General features: G+C 73.2%; 15 protein-coding genes. 9 read left to right on the top strand and 6 right to left on the bottom strand.

Going from position 1 to position 19533, the window contains the following annotated elements; translation table 11 throughout:
• The first annotated feature begins 34 nt into the window (after positions 1-34).
• Entirely contained in the window at positions 35-937 is a 903-nt protein-coding gene (locus ACBI99_RS00365) for an inositol-3-phosphate synthase (protein ID WP_375071399.1), read from the top strand.
• 41 nt (positions 938-978) lie between these two features.
• Positions 979-4320, top strand: a complete 3342-nt coding sequence (locus tag ACBI99_RS00360) for a BTAD domain-containing putative transcriptional regulator (RefSeq protein WP_375071398.1) — start codon at positions 979-981, stop codon at positions 4318-4320.
• Between the two features lie 146 nt (positions 4321-4466).
• Here ACBI99_RS00360 and ACBI99_RS00355 read toward each other — a convergent pair whose 3' ends face one another.
• Positions 4467-5180 (bottom strand): AfsR/SARP family transcriptional regulator, encoded by a 714-nt coding sequence (locus ACBI99_RS00355; RefSeq protein ID WP_357585662.1) that lies wholly within the window; start codon positions 5178-5180, stop codon positions 4467-4469.
• A 132-nt stretch (positions 5181-5312) separates the two neighbouring features.
• Between ACBI99_RS00355 and ACBI99_RS00350 the strand changes: the two genes are divergently transcribed.
• Both ACBI99_RS00350 and ACBI99_RS00345 read left to right on the top strand, forming a co-directional pair.
• Positions 5313-6110 carry a hypothetical protein gene (locus tag ACBI99_RS00350; RefSeq protein ID WP_219519773.1) on the top strand — a complete coding sequence of 266 codons (798 nt, stop codon included), beginning with the start codon at positions 5313-5315 and terminating at the stop codon, positions 6108-6110.
• Between the two features lie 123 nt (positions 6111-6233).
• The gene (locus ACBI99_RS00345; RefSeq protein ID WP_375071397.1) at positions 6234-7640 is read left to right on the top strand and encodes a DHA2 family efflux MFS transporter permease subunit; all 1407 of its coding nucleotides are present in this window, start codon (positions 6234-6236) and stop codon (positions 7638-7640) included.
• A 1-nt stretch (position 7641) separates the two neighbouring features.
• Here ACBI99_RS00345 and ACBI99_RS00340 read toward each other — a convergent pair whose 3' ends face one another.
• The gene (locus ACBI99_RS00340; RefSeq protein WP_219519780.1) at positions 7642-8655 is read right to left on the bottom strand and encodes a LacI family DNA-binding transcriptional regulator; all 1014 of its coding nucleotides are present in this window, start codon (positions 8653-8655) and stop codon (positions 7642-7644) included.
• A gap of 197 nt (positions 8656-8852) precedes the next feature.
• Between ACBI99_RS00340 and ACBI99_RS00335 the strand changes: the two genes are divergently transcribed.
• From ACBI99_RS00335 to ACBI99_RS00315, 5 genes are read left to right on the top strand one after another with little or no spacing between them, the layout of a single operon-like run.
• On the top strand, positions 8853-11174 hold the full coding sequence (locus ACBI99_RS00335) for a glycoside hydrolase family 3 N-terminal domain-containing protein (protein ID WP_375071396.1): 2322 nt from the start codon (positions 8853-8855) through the stop codon (positions 11172-11174).
• Complete coding sequence (locus ACBI99_RS00330) at positions 11171-12085, top strand: ABC transporter permease (protein ID WP_375071395.1); 915 nt, start codon at positions 11171-11173, stop codon at positions 12083-12085. The genes ACBI99_RS00335 and ACBI99_RS00330 overlap by 4 nt, the downstream gene beginning before the upstream one ends.
• Complete coding sequence (locus tag ACBI99_RS00325) at positions 12082-12957, top strand: carbohydrate ABC transporter permease (RefSeq protein WP_357585670.1); 876 nt, start codon at positions 12082-12084, stop codon at positions 12955-12957. Before ACBI99_RS00330 ends, ACBI99_RS00325 begins: the two co-directional genes overlap by 4 nt.
• Before the next feature lie 35 nt (positions 12958-12992).
• Positions 12993-14648 (top strand): extracellular solute-binding protein, encoded by a 1656-nt coding sequence (locus ACBI99_RS00320; protein ID WP_375071394.1) that lies wholly within the window; start codon positions 12993-12995, stop codon positions 14646-14648.
• A 2-nt stretch (positions 14649-14650) separates the two neighbouring features.
• Positions 14651-15340, top strand: coding sequence for a hypothetical protein (locus ACBI99_RS00315; RefSeq protein ID WP_375071393.1), 690 nt, complete (start codon positions 14651-14653; stop codon positions 15338-15340).
• 48 nt (positions 15341-15388) lie between these two features.
• Here ACBI99_RS00315 and ACBI99_RS00310 read toward each other — a convergent pair whose 3' ends face one another.
• The 4 genes from ACBI99_RS00310 to ACBI99_RS00295 form a co-directional block, all read right to left on the bottom strand.
• Positions 15389-17356, bottom strand: coding sequence for an alpha-glucuronidase (locus tag ACBI99_RS00310; RefSeq protein WP_375071392.1), 1968 nt, complete (start codon positions 17354-17356; stop codon positions 15389-15391).
• Positions 17357-17420: 64 nt separating this feature from the next.
• On the bottom strand, positions 17421-18695 hold the full coding sequence (locus ACBI99_RS00305; RefSeq protein WP_219518246.1) for a cytochrome P450: 1275 nt from the start codon (positions 18693-18695) through the stop codon (positions 17421-17423).
• 1 nt (position 18696) lies between these two features.
• On the bottom strand, positions 18697-18888 hold the full coding sequence (locus ACBI99_RS00300) for a ferredoxin (protein WP_219518247.1): 192 nt from the start codon (positions 18886-18888) through the stop codon (positions 18697-18699).
• Positions 18885-19502 carry a TetR/AcrR family transcriptional regulator gene (locus ACBI99_RS00295; protein ID WP_219518249.1) on the bottom strand — a complete coding sequence of 206 codons (618 nt, stop codon included), beginning with the start codon at positions 19500-19502 and terminating at the stop codon, positions 18885-18887. Before ACBI99_RS00295 ends, ACBI99_RS00300 begins: the two co-directional genes overlap by 4 nt.
• Between the last annotated feature and the right edge of the window lie 31 nt (positions 19503-19533).

Genomic DNA, 19533 nt, shown 5'->3' with positions numbered 1-19533 from the left:
CCACGCGAACCTGCGGATACGGGAAAATCCACGCATGACGACTGTGAACGTGGCCTTGATCGGCGTGGGCAACTGCGCGTCCTCCCTCGTCCAGGGGGTGGAGTACTACCGCGACGGTGACGCCCCCGGCCTGCGGAACCCGATCTGCGCCGGCTACGCCGTCTCCCAGGTGCGCTTCACGGCCGCCTTCGACGCCGACCCCGGCAAGATCGGCCTCGACCTGTCCGAGGCGATCTGGGCGGCGCCCAACAACGCGCGCAAGTTCGCCGACGTGCCCTGCCTCGGCGTCGAGGTGGCCGCCCCGCACGAGGCCGCGGAACGGCTGCGCGGCGCCCACGTCGCGGTCAGCTTCCTGCCGGCCGGCGCCCAGCGCGAGAGCGAGATGTACGCGGAGGCGGCCCTCGCGGCCGGCTGCGCCTACGTCAACTGCATGCCCGCCGTGCTCGCCCGCTCGCCCGAGTGGGCCGCCCGGTTCGCCGCCGCCGGGCTGCCGCTGGTCGGCGACGACCTGAAGAGCTCCTTCGGCGCCACGCTGGTGCACCGCGCGCTCGTCGACGCCCTCACCTCGGGAGGGGTACGGCTCGGCGACGGCTACCAGCTGCTCGGCGGCGGCAACATGGACTTCCTCAACCTGCTCGACCCCGCGAGCATGCAGACCAAGCGGGCCACCAAGGTCGCGGGCGCGGGCACCGCCGCCCACGTCGGCGCCGACTACATCCCGTTCCTGGAGGACCGCAAGGTCGCCTACATCCGCCTCGAAGGCGAGGGGTTCGGCGGGTCGCCGCTGGAGGTCGAGGTGCGCATGAGCGTCGAGGACTCGCCCAGCGCCGCGGGCAACACGCTGGACGCCGTCCGCCACGCCAAGGCCGCCCTGGACCGGGGCGTCGGCGGCGTCCTCGGCGAGGTCTCACGCGAGCTGATGAAGGCGCCCGCCTGATCAACTCGCCCGGCTCGCCCGCGTGATTATGCTCGGACGTTGTGGACATCCGCGTGCTCGGCCCGGTGGAGGTGCGGGACGGCGGCGGTTCGGGGGTGCCGCTGGGGGGAGCCCAGCAGAGGTGCGTCGCCGGGCTGCTCGCCGCGCACCTCGGCGGCTACGTGTCCGTGGAGCGGCTGAGCGAGGCCCTGTGGGACGACGAACCGCCCAAGACCGCCAAGACCATCGTGCAGGGGCACGTGTCCCAGCTCCGCAAGGCCGCCGGTGACCTGATCGACAGCGGCGCGGCCGGCTACGCGCTGGCCGTGCCCGCCGACCGGGTCGACCTCGGCCGGTTCCGCCGCCTGGCCGCCGAAGGGCGCGCCGCCGCCCGGCCCGCCGACGCCGCCCGCGCCTGGTCGCGGGCCCTGGACGAGTGGCGCGGCCAGCCGCTCCAGGGCATCGGCGGCGTCTGGGTCGACCAGCGGGTGCGCGGGCCGCTGCTGGAGGAGCGGTGGGCGCTGCTGGAGGAGTACGCCGCCGCGCTGGCCGAGCTGGGCCGCCACCACGAGGTGCCGGTCGTGCTGCGGGAGCTGCGGCACGAGCAGCCGTTCCGCGAACGGCCGCACGAGCTGGCCATGGTCGCGCTGTGGCACGGCGGGCGCGCGCCGGAGGCGCTGGAGCTGTTCCGGGAGGTCCGGCGGCTGTTCGCGGACGAGCTGGGCGTGGACCCCGGGCCCCGCCTGCGCGACCTGCACGCGAGCATCCTGTCCGGCGCCCCGCCGCCGTCGGCCGGGCGCGTGGTGCTGACGACCGGCCACCCGCAGACGACGTCGCCCGGTTCGCGCGCGCCCGGTTCGACTGCGCCTGGCTCGCCCGCGTCCAGCTCGTCCGCGTCTGGTTCGCCCGCTCCGGCGGGCGGGCGGGTGGTGCCGAGGCAGCTCCCCATGGAGACCGCCGGGTTCGCCGGCCGCCGGGCCGAGCTCGACCGGCTCTGCGCGCTGCTCCGCGAGCGCCAGATCGTACTCGTCACCGGGGCCGCCGGGGCCGGGAAGTCGGCGCTGGCCGTGCGGGCCGGGCACCGGCTGGCGGCCGAGTTCCCCGACGGGCAGCTCCACGTCGACCTCAACGGCTACGGCCAGGGCGACCCGGTGCCGCCCGAACGCGCGCTCACCCGCTGCCTGCGGGCGCTCGGCGTCGGCTCCGTCCCGGCGGGCGCGACCGAACAGGCCGACCTCTACCGCTCGCTCACGGCAGGCCGGCGGCTGCTCGTCGTCCTCGACAACGCCGCGAACGCCGGCCAGGTGCGCCCCCTGCTGCCGGGCGGCACCGGCTGCGCCGTGATCGTCACCAGCCGCGACAGCCTGCGCGGCCTGGTCGCCCTGGAGGGCGCCCGCAGCCTGACGCTCGGCACGCTCACCCCCGTCGAGGCCCGCGACCTGCTCGCCGACGTGGCCGGGCCCGACCGGATCGGCGCCGAGCCCGGGGCGGTCGCCGAGATGGCCGGGCTCTGCGGCCACCTGCCGCTCGCCCTGCGCATCGCGGGCGCCAACCTCGCCGCCCGGCCCGGCCTCGGCGTCGAGAGCTACACCGCGGAGCTGCGCGCCGACCGGTGGCGCACGCTCAGCGTCGAAGGCGACCCGCGGGCGGCCGTCGCCACCGCCTTCGGCCGCTCGTACGCCTCGCTCGCCCCCGACGCCGCGCTGCTGTTCCGCCGGTTCGGGCTGGCGCCGGGCTGCGACTTCACCGTGGCCACCGCGTCCCGGCTCGCCGGCGCCGACGCCGCCACGGCCACGCGCCTGCTGGGCGCGCTCGCCTCAGCCCACCTCATCGAGGAGCACGCGCCGGGCCGCTTCCGCCTGCACGACCTGATCCACCTGTACGCGCGCGAGCGGCGGCAGCCGGACGACGAGCCCGCCCGCACCCGCCTGCACGCCTACTACCTGCACACGGCGCGGGCCGCCGCCGCCCTCCTCGCGCCCGCCAACGAGTTGCTGCCGCTCACCGCCGACGACCCGCCGCTCGACGCCGAGCCGCTCGACGACCCCGCCCGGGCCCGCGCCTGGCTCGACGCCGAACAGCACAACCTGCTCGCCGTCCTCGACCAGGCGATCCAGCTCGGCGCGCACCGGATGCTGTGGCGGCTGATCGAGGTGCTGCGCGCGTTCATGAACGGGCGCGTCCACCTGGAGGTGATCCTCTCCCTGGCCCGCGCCGGGCTGCGCGCCGCCGAACAGGCCGGCGACACCGCCGGGCAGGGCAGCATGCACCACACGCTGGGCAACGCCCGGCTCGTGCTCAACGACCCGCACGCCGCCATCGCCCACTACGAGCGCGCCTCGGCCCACTACGAGGACATCGGCTGGACGCCCGGCGTGCTCATGACGCTGACCAACCTGGCCACGGCGGGCACCAGCCGCGGCGACCTCGCCGGCAGCACCCGCCACTACGAGCGCGTCATCCGCGTCTGGGAGAAGCTCGAACCGTCGGCCAAACTGGCCGCCACCCTGGAGAACCACGCCCTCGCCCTGCTGTGGCAGGGACGGGCCGGGGAGGCGCTGGAGCAGCAGCGGCGCGCCATCGACCTGTTCCGGGAGCTCGGCGGCAGCCGGTCGTGGCGCGGGCGCGCGTACGCGATCCTGGGGGACGTGCACCTGGCGCTCGGCGACCTGGGCGCGGCCGAGGAGGCGTTCGGGGTGGCGCTCGGCGGCGAGCCGGAGTTCGGCTCGCGCTTCCGGGAGGCGGCGGCCTACGGCAGCGTCGCCATGACCCACTACCTGCGCGGCGACGTCGGCGCCGCCGTGGAGCACGCGCGCCGGGCCGTCGACTCCACGCGCGGCAGGGGGGTCGCGGGCGAGCACGACGAGGCCCTGTCCACGCTGGCCTGGGTGGACGAGACCGCGGACCTCGACGTCAGGTGCGCGCTCCTGGAGCGGGTGGTCGCCTCCTACGCCGAGCGGGGGGCGCACCCGTACCCCAAGACCCGCGCCCACCTCCTGCTGGCGACGCTGCGGCAGCGCGCGGGGACCTCCGGGGAGGCCGGTCGGCGCGTTTCCGAGGCGCTCGAGCTCGCCCGCGCGCACGAGCTGCGGCGGCTGGAAGGGCAGGCGCTCACGGTGTCGGCCCGCCTCCCGGAGGGGGCGGCCGGAGACGCGCTGCGGGCCGCCGAGCTGCACCGGGAGCTCGGCCACCGGCTCGACGAGGCCGACGCCATGCTGGCGGCGGCCGCCTGCCTCGTCCGCGACGGCCGCCCCGACGAGGCGGCTCCCCTGGCCGCCCGCGCCCGCACCTGCCTCCGCGCCCTCGGCGCCCGCCCGCCCTGGCTCCACCCCACCACCCCCGACCTGAGGGACGGCGCCCCCGCCCTGGAGAGCGGCGGCCTCGACCTGGGGATGACCCCCTGACCCAGGTCCCACCACCCCGCCCTGGTGGACGGCGCCCACCCTGGGAAGACGCCGCGCCCGCCCCGACAGGCCGGCACCCCCGCCGGAGGGGAGGGCACCCCGCTTTCCCGAGGAGGGCGGGTGTCTCCCTGTCTTGGGGGCGGGTGTCAGAGGGTGCGTTGGAGGACGGCTTCGAAGGTGGAGCGGAGTTCGGGGCCGGGGTCGACGCCGAGGTCGGCGGCGAGGCCGGCGCGGGTGCGTTCGTAGAGGTCGAGGGCTTCGGCCTGGCGGCCCAGGCGGTAGAAGGCGGTCATGAGGAGGGCCACCAGCCGTTCCCGGTGGGGACCGGCGGCGACGGCGGTGCGGAGCGCGGCCACGACCCGCTCGGGCTCGCCGAGCCGCAGGCGGCGCCGGGCCAGGTCCTCGACGGCGGCCAGCCTGGCTTCCTCCAGGTCGATGGCGGCGGCCAGCCCCGGTTCGCCGAGGGCGGGGCCGCGCCACAGCGACAGCGCCTCGTCGAGCAGGTCGGCGCCGCGCCGGTCGCCGGCCTGGGCGGCCTCGGCCACGAGCCGGCGGAACCGCAGCGCGTCGACCCGTTCGGGTTCGACGCGCAGCACGTAGCCGGTCGGCGTCGTCTCCAGCAGCTCGTCGCCGAGCAGTTTGCGCAGCCGGTAGACGTGGCCCTGCACGGTGACGCGGGCGCTGTCGGGCGGGCTGCCGTCCCATACGGCGCCGATCAGCCGGTCCACGGCCACGGGCGTGCCGGGCGTCAGCAGCAGCGCGGCGAGCACGTACCGCCGTTTGCGCGGCCCCAGCTCCAGCCTCTGTCCCCCGTTCCAGGCGTCGATGGACCCGAGCAGGCGAAACTCCAGGAGATCCATCCGCCACAGCATGGCGGGGGCCGCTAAGGGCGGGCTAAGGATCGGCTAGGAGCTGCGACGCCAACGAAACGCCAAGCGCGCCTGCCAGGGTTTCCACCCGTTGTTTCGCCTACATGATCGGGGAAGGAAGCAGTGAAGGCTTTCAAGAAGGCGGTCGCGGGGGCGGCGGTCGTCGCGGCGGGTTCGTTGCTGGTCGCGGCGCAGTTCACCACGGCGGCGGCGGCGCAGCCGGCGGCGGCCGTGACCGCCGAGACCGCGGTGGCCGCGAAGGACCGGCTGGGCGCGGGGGAGTGGCTGCTGCCCGGGCAGTCGCTCACGTCGGGCGGCGGCCGGTTCAAGCTGGTCCAGCAGCGTGAGGGCAACCTGGTGTTCTACGACGGCACCAGGGCGCTGTGGAGTTCGCCCACGTCCGGCAACCGGGGTGCGCGCACCACCATGCAGAAGGAGGGGAACCTCGTCATCTACGACGCCGGGAACAAGCCGCTGTGGTCCACGCCCACGGCGGGGAACCCGGGCGCGTACCTGAAGCTGCCCGCGCAGAGCGGCAACCTGGTGATCTACTCGCGGGAGAACACGCCGCTGTGGTCGTCGCACACGTACTTCGGCAAGCTGCCGTCGGGCCACGTGCTGCGGCCGGGGCAGTGGGTGCAGTCGGCGAACGGCCGCTACAAGCTGATCCAGCAGGACGAGGGCAACGCGGTGCTGTACGACGGCACGCGGAGCCTGTGGACGACGCCGACGGCCGGTCACCCGGGCGCCCGGTCGATCATGCAGCGGGAGGGCAACTGGGTGGTCGTCGGCCGTGACGACAAGGCCCTGTGGACGAGCCCGACGGCGGGCAACCCGGGCGCGTGGCTGTCGGTGAGCAACGACGGCCGGGTCATCGTCTACTCGAAGGACAACAAGCCGCTCTGGTCCAGCCGCCGATAGGCGTCCCCGCTTCACCGCCAAGGCCCCCGGTCACGTACCGGGGGCCTTGTAGTTGTGGAACCGATCGTTCCGTTCTGTTATTATGGGAATGTAGCGTTCCGTTCCGACTGAAGGGCCGAGCACATGACCGTCCTCGCTCCCCCCGCGCCCGTCGCCGTCGCCCCGCCCAGGCGCTGGACCGGGCTGTTCGCGATCCTCGCGGCCGACCTGCTCAACCTGCTCGACGGCACCGTCGGCAACGTGGCCGCCCCCGCCATCCGCGCCGAGCTGGGCGGCTCGGCCGCCACCATGCAGTGGATCGTCGCCGGCTACACGCTCGCCATGGCCGTCGGGCTGCTCACCGGCGGGCGGCTCGGCGACATGTACGGACGCAAGCGGATGATGATGGTCGGGGTGACCGGGTTCGTCGTCGCCTCCCTGGCCTGCGGGCTGGCGTTCTCGCCCGCGACGATGATCGCCGCCCGGGTGCTGCAGGGGCTGTTCGGCGCGCTCATGGTGCCGCAGTCGTTCGGCCTCATCCGCGACCTGTTCGGCGAGCGGACCGGCAAGGCGTTCGCCCTGCTCGGGCCGGTGATCGGGCTGGCCACCATCCTCGGGCCCATCGTGTCCGGGCTGCTCGTCGAGGCAGGCGGCTGGCGGTCGGTGTTCCTGATCAACGTGCCGCTGGGCGCGTTCGCGCTGGCCGTGGGCTGGAAGGTGCTGCCCGCGGTGCCGCCCACCGCCCGGGGCGCCCGGCTCGACACCACCGGCGCGCTGCTGGCGGGCGCGGGGCTGACCATGCTCGTCGTGCCGCTCGTCCAGGGCCACGAGCTCGGCTGGCCGGCCTGGACGCTCGTCCTGCTGGCCGCCTCGGTGCCCACGCTCGCCCTGTTCGTCCTGCACCAGCTCCGCCGCCGGGGCCGCGCGCCGCTGGTCGACCTCGGCGTCTTCGCCCGGCGCTCCTACGCCTCCGGGGTCGCGTTCGTGGTCGCCTTCTTCGGCTCGATCACCGGGTTCTCGCTCGTGGTGGCGCTGTTCCTGCAGGTGGGGCTCCGCTACTCGCCGCTGGACGCCAGCCTGGCCATGTCCGGCTGGGCGGTGGGCGCCTTCCTCGGCTCCGCCTTCGGCGGCGCGCTGATGAACCGGCTCGGCCGCCGCATCCTGCACCTCGGCCTCGCCCTGATGACCACCGGCCTCGGCTGGCTGTACGCGGTCTTCACCGGCATCGGCGTCGCGCTCGACGGCTGGGACCTGACCGGGCCCCTGGTCGTGTACGGGATCGGCATGGGAATGATCTTCGTACCGCTGTTCGACATCATCGTCGGCGGGCTGCGCGACCACGAGGTCGGCTCGGGGTCCGGCATGCTGTCGGCCTTCCAGCAGGTCGGCGCGTCGCTGGGGGTGGCGGTGCTCGGCACCGTGTTCTTCTCCACGGCCGGGACGGCGGGCTTCGCCGAGGCGGCGGCCCGGGTGACGCTGCTCGCTGCCGGGGCCACGGCCGTCACGTTCTGCCTGGGCTTCCTGCTCCCGAAGCGGGCCCGCCTGGAGTAGATCACGCCGGCGGTGGAGCGGTGCTGGCGCGGACGACGAGCTCGTTGACCAGGTCGATGCGGCTGCTGGCGAGCTCCGCGCCGCGCGCCAGGTCGAGCAGCATCTGGGCGGCCATCCCCGACATGTCGCGCAACGGCTGGTTGACGGTGGTCAGCGGCGGATCGATCCATTCGGACATCGGCAGGTTGTCGTACCCGATCACCGACAGCTCCCGGGGCACGTCGATCCCGAGCCGCCGGGCCGCGCGCAGGACGCCGAGCGCCTGCATGTCGGCCCCGGCGAAGATCGCGGTCGGGCGGTCCTGGCGGGACAGCAGCTCCATGCCGTGCTCGTAGCCGGCGTCGATGTAGAAGTTGCCGTAGCGGACCAGCTCGGGGTCGGCCTCCAGCCCGGCCTCCTCGTGCGCCGAGCGGAACCCGGCCACGCGCGCCCGGCTGCACAGCACGTCCTCGGGGCCGGAGACGATCGCGATGCGCTGGTGGCCGAGCTCCAGCAGGTGGCGGGTGGCGAGCAGGCCGCCGTCCCAGTTGTTGGAGCCGACCGTCGGCACGGAGGCGGCGGTCGCGCTGTCGGTGTCGACGACGACGACCGGGATGCCCTGCCGCTGGAGCCGTTCCTGCTGGGCCGGGGTGGGCCCGGACAGCACGAACACCACGCCGAGCGGCCGGCGGGCGAGCACGGCGTTGAGCCATTCGGCGGGCGGCCGGTGCTTGCCGCCGAGCTGGGACAGCACCATCTCGACCTTCGCCGTGGCGGCCACGGCCTCGACCCCGCGGATGATCTCGACGGCCCAGGCCGAGTCGAGCTCGTGGAAGACCAGGTCGAGCTGGCCCGATCCGGACGATCGGCGCCGGGTCCGGCGCCGGTACTGGTGGCGGGCGAGGCTCGCCTCGACGCGGGCCCGGGTCTCGGGCGCGACGTCGGGATGGCCGTTGAGGACCTTGGAGACCGTCGTCACGGAGACGCCGACCTCACCGGCCACGGTGGCGATCGTCGCGGAGCGGGGAGTGGTCATCGCCCGGCATCCTATTTTTTCGGAAACTTTCGGGCAACCCCTGCCGTCAGGGCCCGCAATTTTCGGCCTGACAGTCCCGAACTATACGCATAACGGCAGATGACGCAACTCTTGACACACCACGACGAGCCCCTTAGGTTGCCGCAATTAACGGAATCTTCTCGAAAGTTTCGTATTCCGCCGGCCGAAGGGATGGCATGCCAACCGACACCGCCCCCGAGCCCTGGCGTGATCCCCGGCTGTCCCCTGCGGAGCGCGCCGAGGCGCTGATCCCGCTCATGACGCTGGAGGAGAAGGTCGCCCAGCTCGCCGGGGTGTGGGTGGGCGCCGACGCGTCGGGGGGCGGCGTCGCCCCGCACCAGGAGGACATGGCGGGCGTCGAGTGGAGCGAGGTCATCGCCCACGGCCTGGGCCAGCTCACCCGCCCGTTCGGCACCGCCCCGGTAGACCCGGTCGCCGGCGCCCGCTCGCTGGCCGCCTCCCAGGCCGAGATCGTGGCCGCCGGCCGGTTCGGCATCCCCGCCCAGGTGCACGAGGAGTGCCTGACCGGCTTCGCCGCCTGGCGCGCTACCGTCTACCCCGCCCCGCTGAGCTGGGGCGCGAGCTTCGACCCGGCGCTGGTCGAGGAGATGGCCGGACACATCGGCCGCTCCCTGCGCGCCGCCGGCGTCCACCAGGGCCTGGCCCCGGTGGTGGACGTGACCAGGGACTACCGCTGGGGCCGCACCGAGGAGACGATCGGCGAGGACCCCTACCTCGTCGGCACGCTCGGCGCCGCCTACGTGCGCGGCCTGGAGGGCGCCGGGATCGTCGCCACGCTCAAGCACTTCGCCGGGTACGCCTCCTCCCGGGGCGGGCGCAATCTGGCCCCCGTGCCGATGGGGCCGCGCGAGCTGGCCGACGTGGTGCTGCCGCCGTTCGAGATGGCGCTGCGCCTGGGCGGCCCCCGCTCGGTGATGAACTCCTACTCCGAGATCGACGGCCTGCCCGTGGCCGCCGACGAGAGCCTGCTCACCGGCCTGCTCCGCGACACCTGGGGCTTCACCGGCACGGTCGTCGCCGACTACTTCGCGGTCCGGTTCCTGCAGAAGCTGCACGGCCTGGCCGCCGACGGGGGACAGGCCGCCGGGCTGGCCCTGCGCGCCGGGATCGACGTCGAGCTGCCCACCGTCGACACGTTCGGCGCCCCGCTGATCGACGCGGTCAAGGCGGGCACGGTGAGCGAGGCGCTGATCGACCGGGCGCTGCGCCGGGTGCTGGCGCAGAAGGCCGAGCTCGGCCTGCTCGACCCGGACTGGCGGCCCCTGCCGGACGACGTCGAGAACCTGCGCCTGGACGACGACCGGGGCCGCGACATCGCGCTGCGCCTGGCCCGCCAGGCGGTCGTGCTGCTCCGCAACAGCCGCGGCGTCCTCCCGCTTGCCCCCGGCGCGCGGGTCGCGCTGGTCGGGCCGGTGGCCGACGACCCGATGGCGATGCTCGGCTGCTACTCCTTCCCCCTGCACGTCGGCGGCCACCCGGAGCACGGCCTCGGGCTGGAGGTCCCCTCGCTGCGCCAGGCGCTCGACGCCCTCGTCCCCGGCGTCGCGTACGCGCGGGGCTGTGACGTCAGCGGCGACGACACCTCCGGCATCGCGGCGGCGGTCGCCGCCGCCGAGGCCGCCGACGTGTGCGTGCTCGCCGTCGGCGACCGGGCCGGGCTGTTCGGGCGCGGCACCTCAGGCGAGGGCTGCGACGCCGCCGACCTCCGCCTGCCCGGCGTGCAGCCCGAGCTGGTGCGCGCGGTGCTCGCCACCGGCACCCCCGTGGTCCTGGTGCTGCTCGCCGGCCGCCCGTACGCGCTCGGCCCCGGGACGGACGCCGCCGCGGCCGTCGTCTGCGGCTTCTTCCCCGGCCAGCTCGGCGGCCAGGCGCTGGCCGAGGTGCTCACCGGCGCGGTGAACCCGTCCGGCCGGCTGCCGGTCAGCGTCCCGCGCGACGCCGGCGGGCTGCCCGCCACGTACCTGTCGCCGCCGCTCGGCCGCCGCAGCGAGGTGTCGTCGGTCGACCCGACGCCGGCGTACCCGTTCGGGCACGGGCTCGGCTACAGCGCGTTCGAGTGGAGCGGGGCGCGGGTGGTCGGGCCGGACGTGTGGCCCGTGGACGGCGAGGCGACGGTCGAGATCACCGTGCGCAACACGGGGGAGCGGCCGGGCGCCGAGGTCGTCCAGCTCTACCTGCACGACCCCGTCGCCCAGACGACCAGGCCGGTGGTCCGCCTGCTCGGCTTCGCCCGGGTGCCGCTGGAACCGGGCGACGGCGCGGTGGTGACGTTCACCGTCCCGGCGGACCTCACCGCGTTCACCGGCGTGCGCGGCCGCCGCGTCGTCGAGCCCGGCGACGTCGAGCTGCGGTTCGGGCGCTCGGCGGGCGACCTGGTGGCGGCGCTGCCGCTGCGCCTCGACGGCCGGGAACGCGAGGTGGGGCACGACCGGAAGCTGCGGCCGGTGACGCGGATCGCGCCCGAGGAGCGGTCGTGAAACCCCAGGACCGCACCTGGCGCCGGGCGCTGCGCCGCGACTGGCAGCTCTACACACTGGCGATCCTGCCGCTGCTGTTCTTCCTGATCTTCCGCTACGCGCCGATGCTCGGCAACGTCATCGCCTTCCGCAAGTTCCAGCCCGGCGGCAACCTCTTCGGCGAGGAGTGGGTCGGCCTCCGCTACGTCAACATGTTCCTGTCCGACCCGACGTTCTGGACGGTGTTCACCAACACGCTCATGCTCGGCGGGCTGACGCTGCTGTTCTGCTTCCCGCTGCCGATCGTGCTGGCGCTGCTGCTGAACGAGATCCGCACCCGCAGGCTCAAGCGGTTCCTGCAGTCGGTGTCCTACCTGCCGCACTTCCTGTCGGTCGTCATCGTGGCCGCGCTCGTCATGCAGATGACGGCCGTCGACGGCCCGATCAACCAGGTGCTCAAGTCGCTCGGCGAGGAGCCCGTCACGTTCCTGCAGCAGCCCGAGTGGTTCCGGACGATCTACGTCTCGTCCGAGGTGTGGCAGACCGTCGGCTGGGGGACCATCCTCTACCTCGCCGCCCTGACCACCATCGACGAGCAGCTGTACGAGGCCGCCCGGATGGACGGCGCCGGCCGGTGGCGGCAGATCTGGCACGTGACGCTGCCGGGCATCCGGCCCACGGCGGTCACCCTGATGATCCTCAACCTCGGCACGTTCCTGGCCGTGGGCTTCGAGAAGATCCTGCTGCTCTACAACCCGCTGACGTACCCCACCGCCGACGTGATCTCCACGTACCTGTTCCGGATGGGCGTGCTGTCCAGCAACTTCAGCTACGCGGCCGCCATCGGCCTGTTCGAGGCGCTCATCGGCCTGGTGCTGGTCGTGTCGGCGAACGTGATCTCCCGCCGCACAGTAGGGACGAGCCTGTGGTGACAGTCGGCACGAGCCGGGGCTACCGGGTCTTCCAGGCGGTCAACGCCGTCGTCCTCACCGGCGTCGTGGCCGTCACGCTCTACCCGTTCTTCAACATCCTGGCCCGCTCGTTCAGCGAGGAGACGTACATCCGCGCGGGCGAGGTGAACCTGATCCCGCGCGGCTTCAACCTGACCACGTACGAGATCGTCGCCTCCGACCCGATGTTCTGGCGCAACTACGGCAACACCGTGTACTACACGGTCGTCGCCACGCTGGTCGCGATCGTGCTGACCACCTGTTACGCCTACGTGCTGTCGAAGAAGCACCTCAAGGGCCGCACGGCGCTCATCTGGATCGCCGTCTTCACCATGATCTTCTCCGGCGGCCTGATCCCGAACTACGTCCTGGTCACCAGCCTCGGCCTGCGCAACTCCGTGTGGGCCATCGCGCTGCCCAACGCGATCAGCGTCTTCAACCTGCTGGTGATGAAGGCGTTCTTCGAGAGCCTGCCGGACGACCTGGAGGAGGCGGCCGCCATCGACGGGCTCAACACCTACGGCATCCTGTGGCGGATCACGCTGCCGCTGTCGAAGGCGGTGGTGGCCACGATGGTGCTCTTCTACGCGGTCTCGTTCTGGAACTCGTGGTTCGCGGCGTTCCTCTACATGAACGAGTCGGAGCTGTTCCCCGTGACGGTCTACCTGCGCAACCTCATCGCCGGAGCCACGGGCGTGGAGAACGCCGGCGCCGTGGCCGGGGAGCTGACGCAGGCCGCCGCCAACATCCAGTCGGTGACCATCGTGCTCACCGTCCTCCCCATCCTGGCCGTCTATCCCTTCGTGCAGCGCTACTTCGTCTCGGGCGTCATGCTCGGAGCCGTCAAGGGATAGGGGCCGCCGTCTCCCCACGGGAAAGGCAACCCCCCATGCACAGAGTCACCCGCCGCGTCACCCGCCGCCAGGCGCTCCTCACGTTCGGCGCGCTCGCCCTGGCCGCCACCGCGTGCAGCGGCGAGGCCCCGGCCGCGCCCGCCGCCGGGAAGCCGGGCCTGGGCAACAAGGCGGGCGCGATGCCCAAGTACGCCGTCGGCGACCAGTTCAAGGCCACCGTGCCGCTGACCTTCTCCGTCCTGTACAACAACCACCCGAACTACGCGCTCAAGAAGGACTGGCTGTTCTGGTCGGAGCTGGAGAAGCGCACCAGCGTGACGTTCGACCCGGTCACGGTGCCGCTCAGCGACTACGAGAAGAAGCGCAGCCTGCTCATCGGCGCGGGAGACGCCCCCCTCATCATCCCCAAGACCTACCCGCACCAGGAGGAGCCGTTCGTCGCCTCCGGCGCGATCCTGCCGGTCAGCGACTACGTCGACCTGATGCCGCACTTCCAGGACAAGGTCGCCAAGTGGAACATGAAGGCCGACCTGGACACCCTCCGCCAGGCCGACGGCCGCTTCTACCTGCTGCCCGGCCTGCACGAGAACATCTGGCTCGACTACTCGCTGGCCGTCAGGGCCGACATCCTCGACAAGCACGGCCTCCAGGTCCCGAAGACCTGGGACGAGCTCCACACGCTGCTCAAGGCCATCAAGCAGGAGTATCCGGACCTCTACCCGATGACCGACCGGTGGGGCGTCCCGACGCCGGGCGGCAACCTGCTCAACATCGTCGGCGCCGCCCACGGCGCGCCCGGCGGCTGGGGCTACCAGCACGCCACCTGGGACGCCGCCGCGGGGAAGTTCGCCTTCACCGGCAGCATGCCGCAGTACAAGGCCGTGCTGGAGTACCTGAACAAGCTGGTGGCCGAGAAGCTGCTCGACCCCGAGTCGTTCACCCAGTCGGACGACGCCGCCATCCAGAAGATCGTCGGCGGCAAGTCGTTCGTCATCAGCACGAACGCGCAGACGCTGGTCAACGACTACCGGCCGCCGCTGAAGAAGTTCGACCCGGACGCGAAGCTCGTCAAGATCTCGACGCCCACGGGCCCGCTCGGCGACGTCAAGGCCGGCAACCGCCTGGAGAACGGCATCATGATCTCCAAGAAGGCGCTGGACAGCGAGAACTTCGTCGCCATGATGCAGTTCATCGACTGGCTCTGGTACTCCGACGCCGGCCAGGAGTTCGCCAAGTGGGGCGTCGAGGGCGTCACCTACACCAAGGCCGGCGAGGGCGAGTACGAGCTGAACGAGGACGTCGACTTCATCGGGCTCAACCCCGACGGCTCCAAGCACCTGCAGAAGGACTTCGGCTTCAGCAACGGCGTGTTCGCCTACGGCGGCCGGACGTCGCTGCTCCAGTCCACCTTCTCCGACGAGGAGAAGGAGTTCCAGGCCGTGATCAACGCCCGTCAGGCGCTCCCGGTGCCGCCGCCGCGCCCGTTCACCGACGAGGAGCGCGAGCAGGCGGCGCTGTGGGAGACCGCGCTGCGCGACCACGTCGACCAGAACACGCTCAAGTTCATCCTGGGCGACCGGCCGCTGTCGGAGTGGGACGCCTACGTCAAGGAGCTGGAGGCCAAGAGCTCCACCAGCTACATCAACCTGGTCAACACCGCCTACGAGCGGTTCAAGAAGGAACACGGCTGAGCGTGACGAAGATCCCGGCGGCGGGCGGGCGGTTCGGCGAGGGGGTGCTCTCCCGGGCCGCCGCGCTCGTCTACACCCTGCTGACGATCGAGCTGCTGTTCCTGGCCGGGGTCGTGCCCGGCCTGGCGGGGCTGACCCTGCTCGAGCGCGACCCCGGCAACGTCCCGCTGGCCGTCGCCTGCCTGCTGCCCGTGGGCCCGGCGCTGTCCGCCGCCGTCTACGCGCTGCGCCGCCGCTCCCGCGACCTCGCCGACCTGCGGCCCGCCGTCGCGTTCTGGCGGGGCTACCGGGCCAACGCGGGCGGCGTGCTGAAGATCTGGACGCCGTGGCTGGCCTGGCTGGCCGTCGCGGGCCTCACCCTGGCCAACTTCGGCGCCTCCGGCCTGCCCGGCTGGTGGGCGGCGCTCCTCGTCGTGGTCGCCGTCGCGGCCACCCTGTGGGTCGCCAACGCCCTGGTGATCACCTCCCTGTACGCGTTCCGCACCGCCGACGTGGCGCGGCTGGCGGCGTACTTCCTGGTGCGCGCGCCCGGCGCCACGCTCGGCAACCTGTGCCTGCTGGTGCTGGCGGGCGGCGTCACGCTGGTCGCCTCGGAGGCGGCGCTGGCGCTGCTCGCCTTCGCGGTGGCGGCGGCGCTGCTGCGCAACAGCCGGCCGATGATCGCCGAGATCGAGGAGAGGTTCACCCGCTGAAGCCGCAGGACGCCCGGCGGCGTCCTGGTCCTGCGCGAGGACCGAGCCTCAGGGGATGCGCCGGCCGTGCGCGTCCGGCACCCCCGACTTGCGGAAGAAATAGGCGTTGACCTGGTCGCGCCACTCCTCGGCGCAGCGGACCTGCTCGTCGAGGAGCTCCCGCACCCGGGCGTGCAGCGCCGGGTCCACCAGCCCGGCCGCCTCCGCCCACCGCTCCCGGTAACCGGCCGCCTCCCGCGCCCCGGCGAAGTGCGTGTCGTAGATGTGCTGGATCACCGTCGACCCGCTGCGCAGCACGTGCCCGTACGGGACGTGGTGGAAGAACAGCAGCAGCTCATCGGGGCACCGGTCGAGCGACTCGTACGTCCCCGCCCACGGTTCCGGGTACTGCCCGGCGAAGCCGGTGCCGGTGGCGCGGGTCCGGTCCACGCCCACGCCGTCACGGTCGGCGAAGTGGTACGTGCCCCACGGCGAGTACTCGTAGCCGTCGACCGACGGGCCGTAGTGGTCGCCCGGGTTGACCATGAACCCGACGCCGAGCGGGGCGGTGTAACGCTCGTACGTCCGCCACGAGCCGTCCATGATCGCGTGCAGCGTCTCCCGCAGCGCGGCCGGGGCCTGCGGGAACGTGAGCCCGATCCACTCGTCCAGGATCGCGGCCGGGTCCGCGCGGGGCGCCCACGCCAGCCTGCCGAACGCGTACAGGTTCGCCTGGGCGAGCGGGTGGCCGGTCCAGTACGGGTCGTCGCCCACGTTGGAGACCGCGACCAGCCCGCCCCCGGCGGCCACGTCCGCGACGTCGGCGAAGGCCAGCACCTCGCTCCACATCGGCGCGAGATAGCACACGTGCCGCTGCTGGCCGGTGTACTCCTGCGTGACCTGGAGCTCCACCGCCAGGCGGGTGCGCGGCATGGCGGTGATCACGGGGGAGACCGGCTCGCGCGGCTGGAAGTCCATCGGCCCGTGCTTGACCTGCACGATCGCGTTGTCCCTGAACTGCCCGTCGAGCGGCGCGAAGTGGTCGTGGGCGGCGCGGGCCCGGTCGGTGGAGCGGTCGCGCCAGTCCTGGCGGTGGTTGTAGACGAACGCGCGCCAGTGCACCACGCCGCCGAACGGGGCCAGCGCGTCGGCCAGCATGTTCGCGCCGTCCGCGTGGGTGCGCCCGTAGGCGAACGGGCCCGGCTGCCCCTCGGAGTCGGCCTTGACCACGTAACCGCCGAAGTCCGGGATCGCCTCGTACACGCGTGCGGTCGTGCCCGCCCACCAGGCGCGCACGTCCTCGTCCAGCGGGTCGGCGACCGGCAGCCCGCCCAGCGTGACCGGCGCGGCGAAGTTCACCGACAGGTGCACGCGGATGCCGTACGGGCGCAGCTCGCCGGCGATCGCGGCGACGTCGCCGAGCCGGTCGGTCAGCAGCCGGGCCTCGGCGGCGTGCACGTTCACGTTGTTGACGGCGATGGCGTTGACGCCGATCGCGGCCAGCAGCCGCCCGTAGGCGCGCACCCTGGCCAGGTCGCCCTGCGGGCCGCCGTCCCGCCAGAAGATCGAACCGCCCGCGTAGCCGCGCTCGACCTGGCCCATCACCGGGTGCACGGCGACGTTGTCCCAGTGGTCGAGCATCCTGCGGCGCAGCGCGGGCCGGTGGTGCTCGACCGGCCGGTCCGCGCCGAACGCCGCCTCGCCCAGCCGCACCACGTGGAACAGCCCGTACAGCAGCCCGGCCGGGTCGTCGGCGAGCACGGTGGTGACGCCGTCGCGGCGGCCGAGCGCGTACCCCTCCGGGCCGATGCCGTCGGCGGCGGGAGCCCCCGCCTCGGACGTCAGCGCGAGCACGAGATCGGCGGCGTCGCCGTCGTTCACGCTGCCGCCGAACCGGGCGCAGGCCGCCGCCACCTCGTCGTGCACGGTGGCGACGCCGTCGCCGCCCAGCACGAGGGTGCGGCGCGAGCCGATCGCCCGGAACGCCTCCGGAGGCAGCCACGCGGCGTGGACGTCGGCCAGGTCGGAAATGCTCACGGGGGTCCTCCGGCGGGAAAGCGCTTCCTCGCGCCAACCTACCGGAGACCGGCCTCTCCCGGCATTACCGCCCCAGGGTCAGCGGCAGCGTGCGCGGCCCCCGCACCTGGCCGGCCGCCCACGTCACCGCCTCCGGATCGGCCAGGCCGAACACCGGGATGCGCTCCAGCCACACCTCCAGCGCCACCCGCAGCTCCATCCGGGCCAGATGCGAGCCCACGCAGCGGTGGATGCCCAGCCCGAACGCGGCGTGCCGGTTCACCTGACGGTCGATGACGACCTCGCCCGCCCGCTCGAACTGCGCCGGGTCCCGGTTCGCCGCCGGGAACGACAGCAGGACCCAGTCGTCGGCCTTCATGTCGACGCCGTGCCAGTGCATGTCCTCCTTGACCAGCCGCGCCATCGTCACCGGCGCGTAGACGCGCAGCAGCTCCTCCATCGCCGTCGGCAGCAGCCCCGGCTCGGCAACCAGGCGCTCCCGGTCGGCCGGCGTCTTGGCCAGGTGCCACAGCGAGGCGCCGATCGCGCTCCACGTCGTGTCGATCCCCGCGATGAGCAGCAGCGCCATCGTGCCCGCCACGTGCGAGGGGTCCAGCTTCTGGCCGTAGAGCTCGGCGTTGATCAGGTAGGTCGTCAGGTCGTCACGCGGCCGGTCGACGTGGTCGCGGATCTGCTCCAGCAGGTAGTCGAAGAGCTGCTGCATCCGCTCGATCCGCTCCTCCGGCGGATGGTTGACGCCTTCGAGCACGTTCTCGATGAACTCGCGGAACCTCGGCCCGTCCTCGGCCGGGAAGCCGAGCATGGCGGCGATCACCCGCATCGGGATGTGCTGGGCGTAGTCGCGGGCGGCGTCGACCACGTCGCGGCCCTCGAACTCGTCGATGAGCGCGTGGCACAGCGCCCGCGTCGAGTCCACCTGCTTGGCGACCGCCGTCTTGGTGAACGCCGGCAGCAGCAGCTTGCGCGCGTCGTGGTGGAAGGGCGGGTCGGAGGAGATGGGCGGCGAGCCGCCCATCGGCGCCAGCTCGCGCGGCGGCCGGAAGTTGCTCATGATGATCGACCGCGACGAGAACCGCTCGGTGTCGTACGCCACCGCCGCCACGTCCTCGTACCGCGTCGGCAGCCAGCCGCCGCCGAACCGCTCGGTGTGCGCGATCGGGCAGCGCTGCCGCAGGTCGTCCTGGATCGGGTACGGGTCGGCCGCCCACTCCGGTTCCAAGTGGGAGAAATCGGTCGCCCAGTCGGAGACCGGGCCAGTGATGATCTCGTTCCGGGTGCCCAGGGGTTCCTCCCCGTCGGTCTCCCGGAAATCACGGGTGAAGCGGTCGTCAACGGTCATCTCATGCCTCCTCGACGGCCTTCTCGGGACAGTTGGCCATCGCCAGCCGCGCCTCCTGCTCCCGCCCCGGTGGCACCAGGCCGTCGCCGAGCACCGTCCCGTAGCCTTCGCCGTCCTCGCCGAACAGGGCGGGCGCCAGGTCGTAGCACCGGCCGTGGCCCTGGCACCGTTCGGGGTTGATCTGGACTTTCACGGTGTCGCCTCCGTGGCTGAGGTGGATCCGGTACGGGTGATCGCGGCGACGAGACGGGTGAGCAGCGCGACCCACTCCTCGTCGTCCACCGCGTGCTGGTCGGGGGTGACCAGCGCGCTGCCCATCGCGAGCAGGAAGCAGAAGTGCGCGAGCGCATCGGGGGAGACCGCGGGGTCGAGCTCGCCCGCGTCCTGCCCGGCGCGCACCAGCCGGGTGATCCAGTCGGCGCGTTCGCGCACGTAGTCGCGCATCGGCCCGGCCACGTCCTCGTCGCGCCGGGCGGCCACCAGCGCCTCGACGATCAGGTAGCCGAGCGCGTCCCGCCGCCGGGGCAGCCGCCGCCCGCTCGCCACCAGCAGGTCCGTGATCGGCTCGTCCGGGTGGGCGGCGAACAGGTCCGCCATCAGCGTCGGCCCGTGCGCCCGCAACGCGGCCACCAGCAGCTCCGCCTTCGACCCGAAGTGCGCGTACAGAGCGCCGTTGCTCACGCCCGCGGCGGCGGCGATGTCGGCCACGCGCGTGCCGTCGTAGCCGCGCTCGGCGAACGCGTCGGCCGCCGCGCGCAGCAGCCGCTTCCGCGTCTCCGCGGCGGTGACGCCTGCGATACGCCCCATAGGAGAATTGAAAGAACATTCATTTGATTCG

This window comes from Nonomuraea sp. ATR24 (assembly GCF_041950485.1).
Classification (GTDB): domain Bacteria; phylum Actinomycetota; class Actinomycetes; order Streptosporangiales; family Streptosporangiaceae; genus Nonomuraea; species Nonomuraea ceibae.
This window is presented reverse-complemented; position numbering and strand designations above follow the sequence as displayed.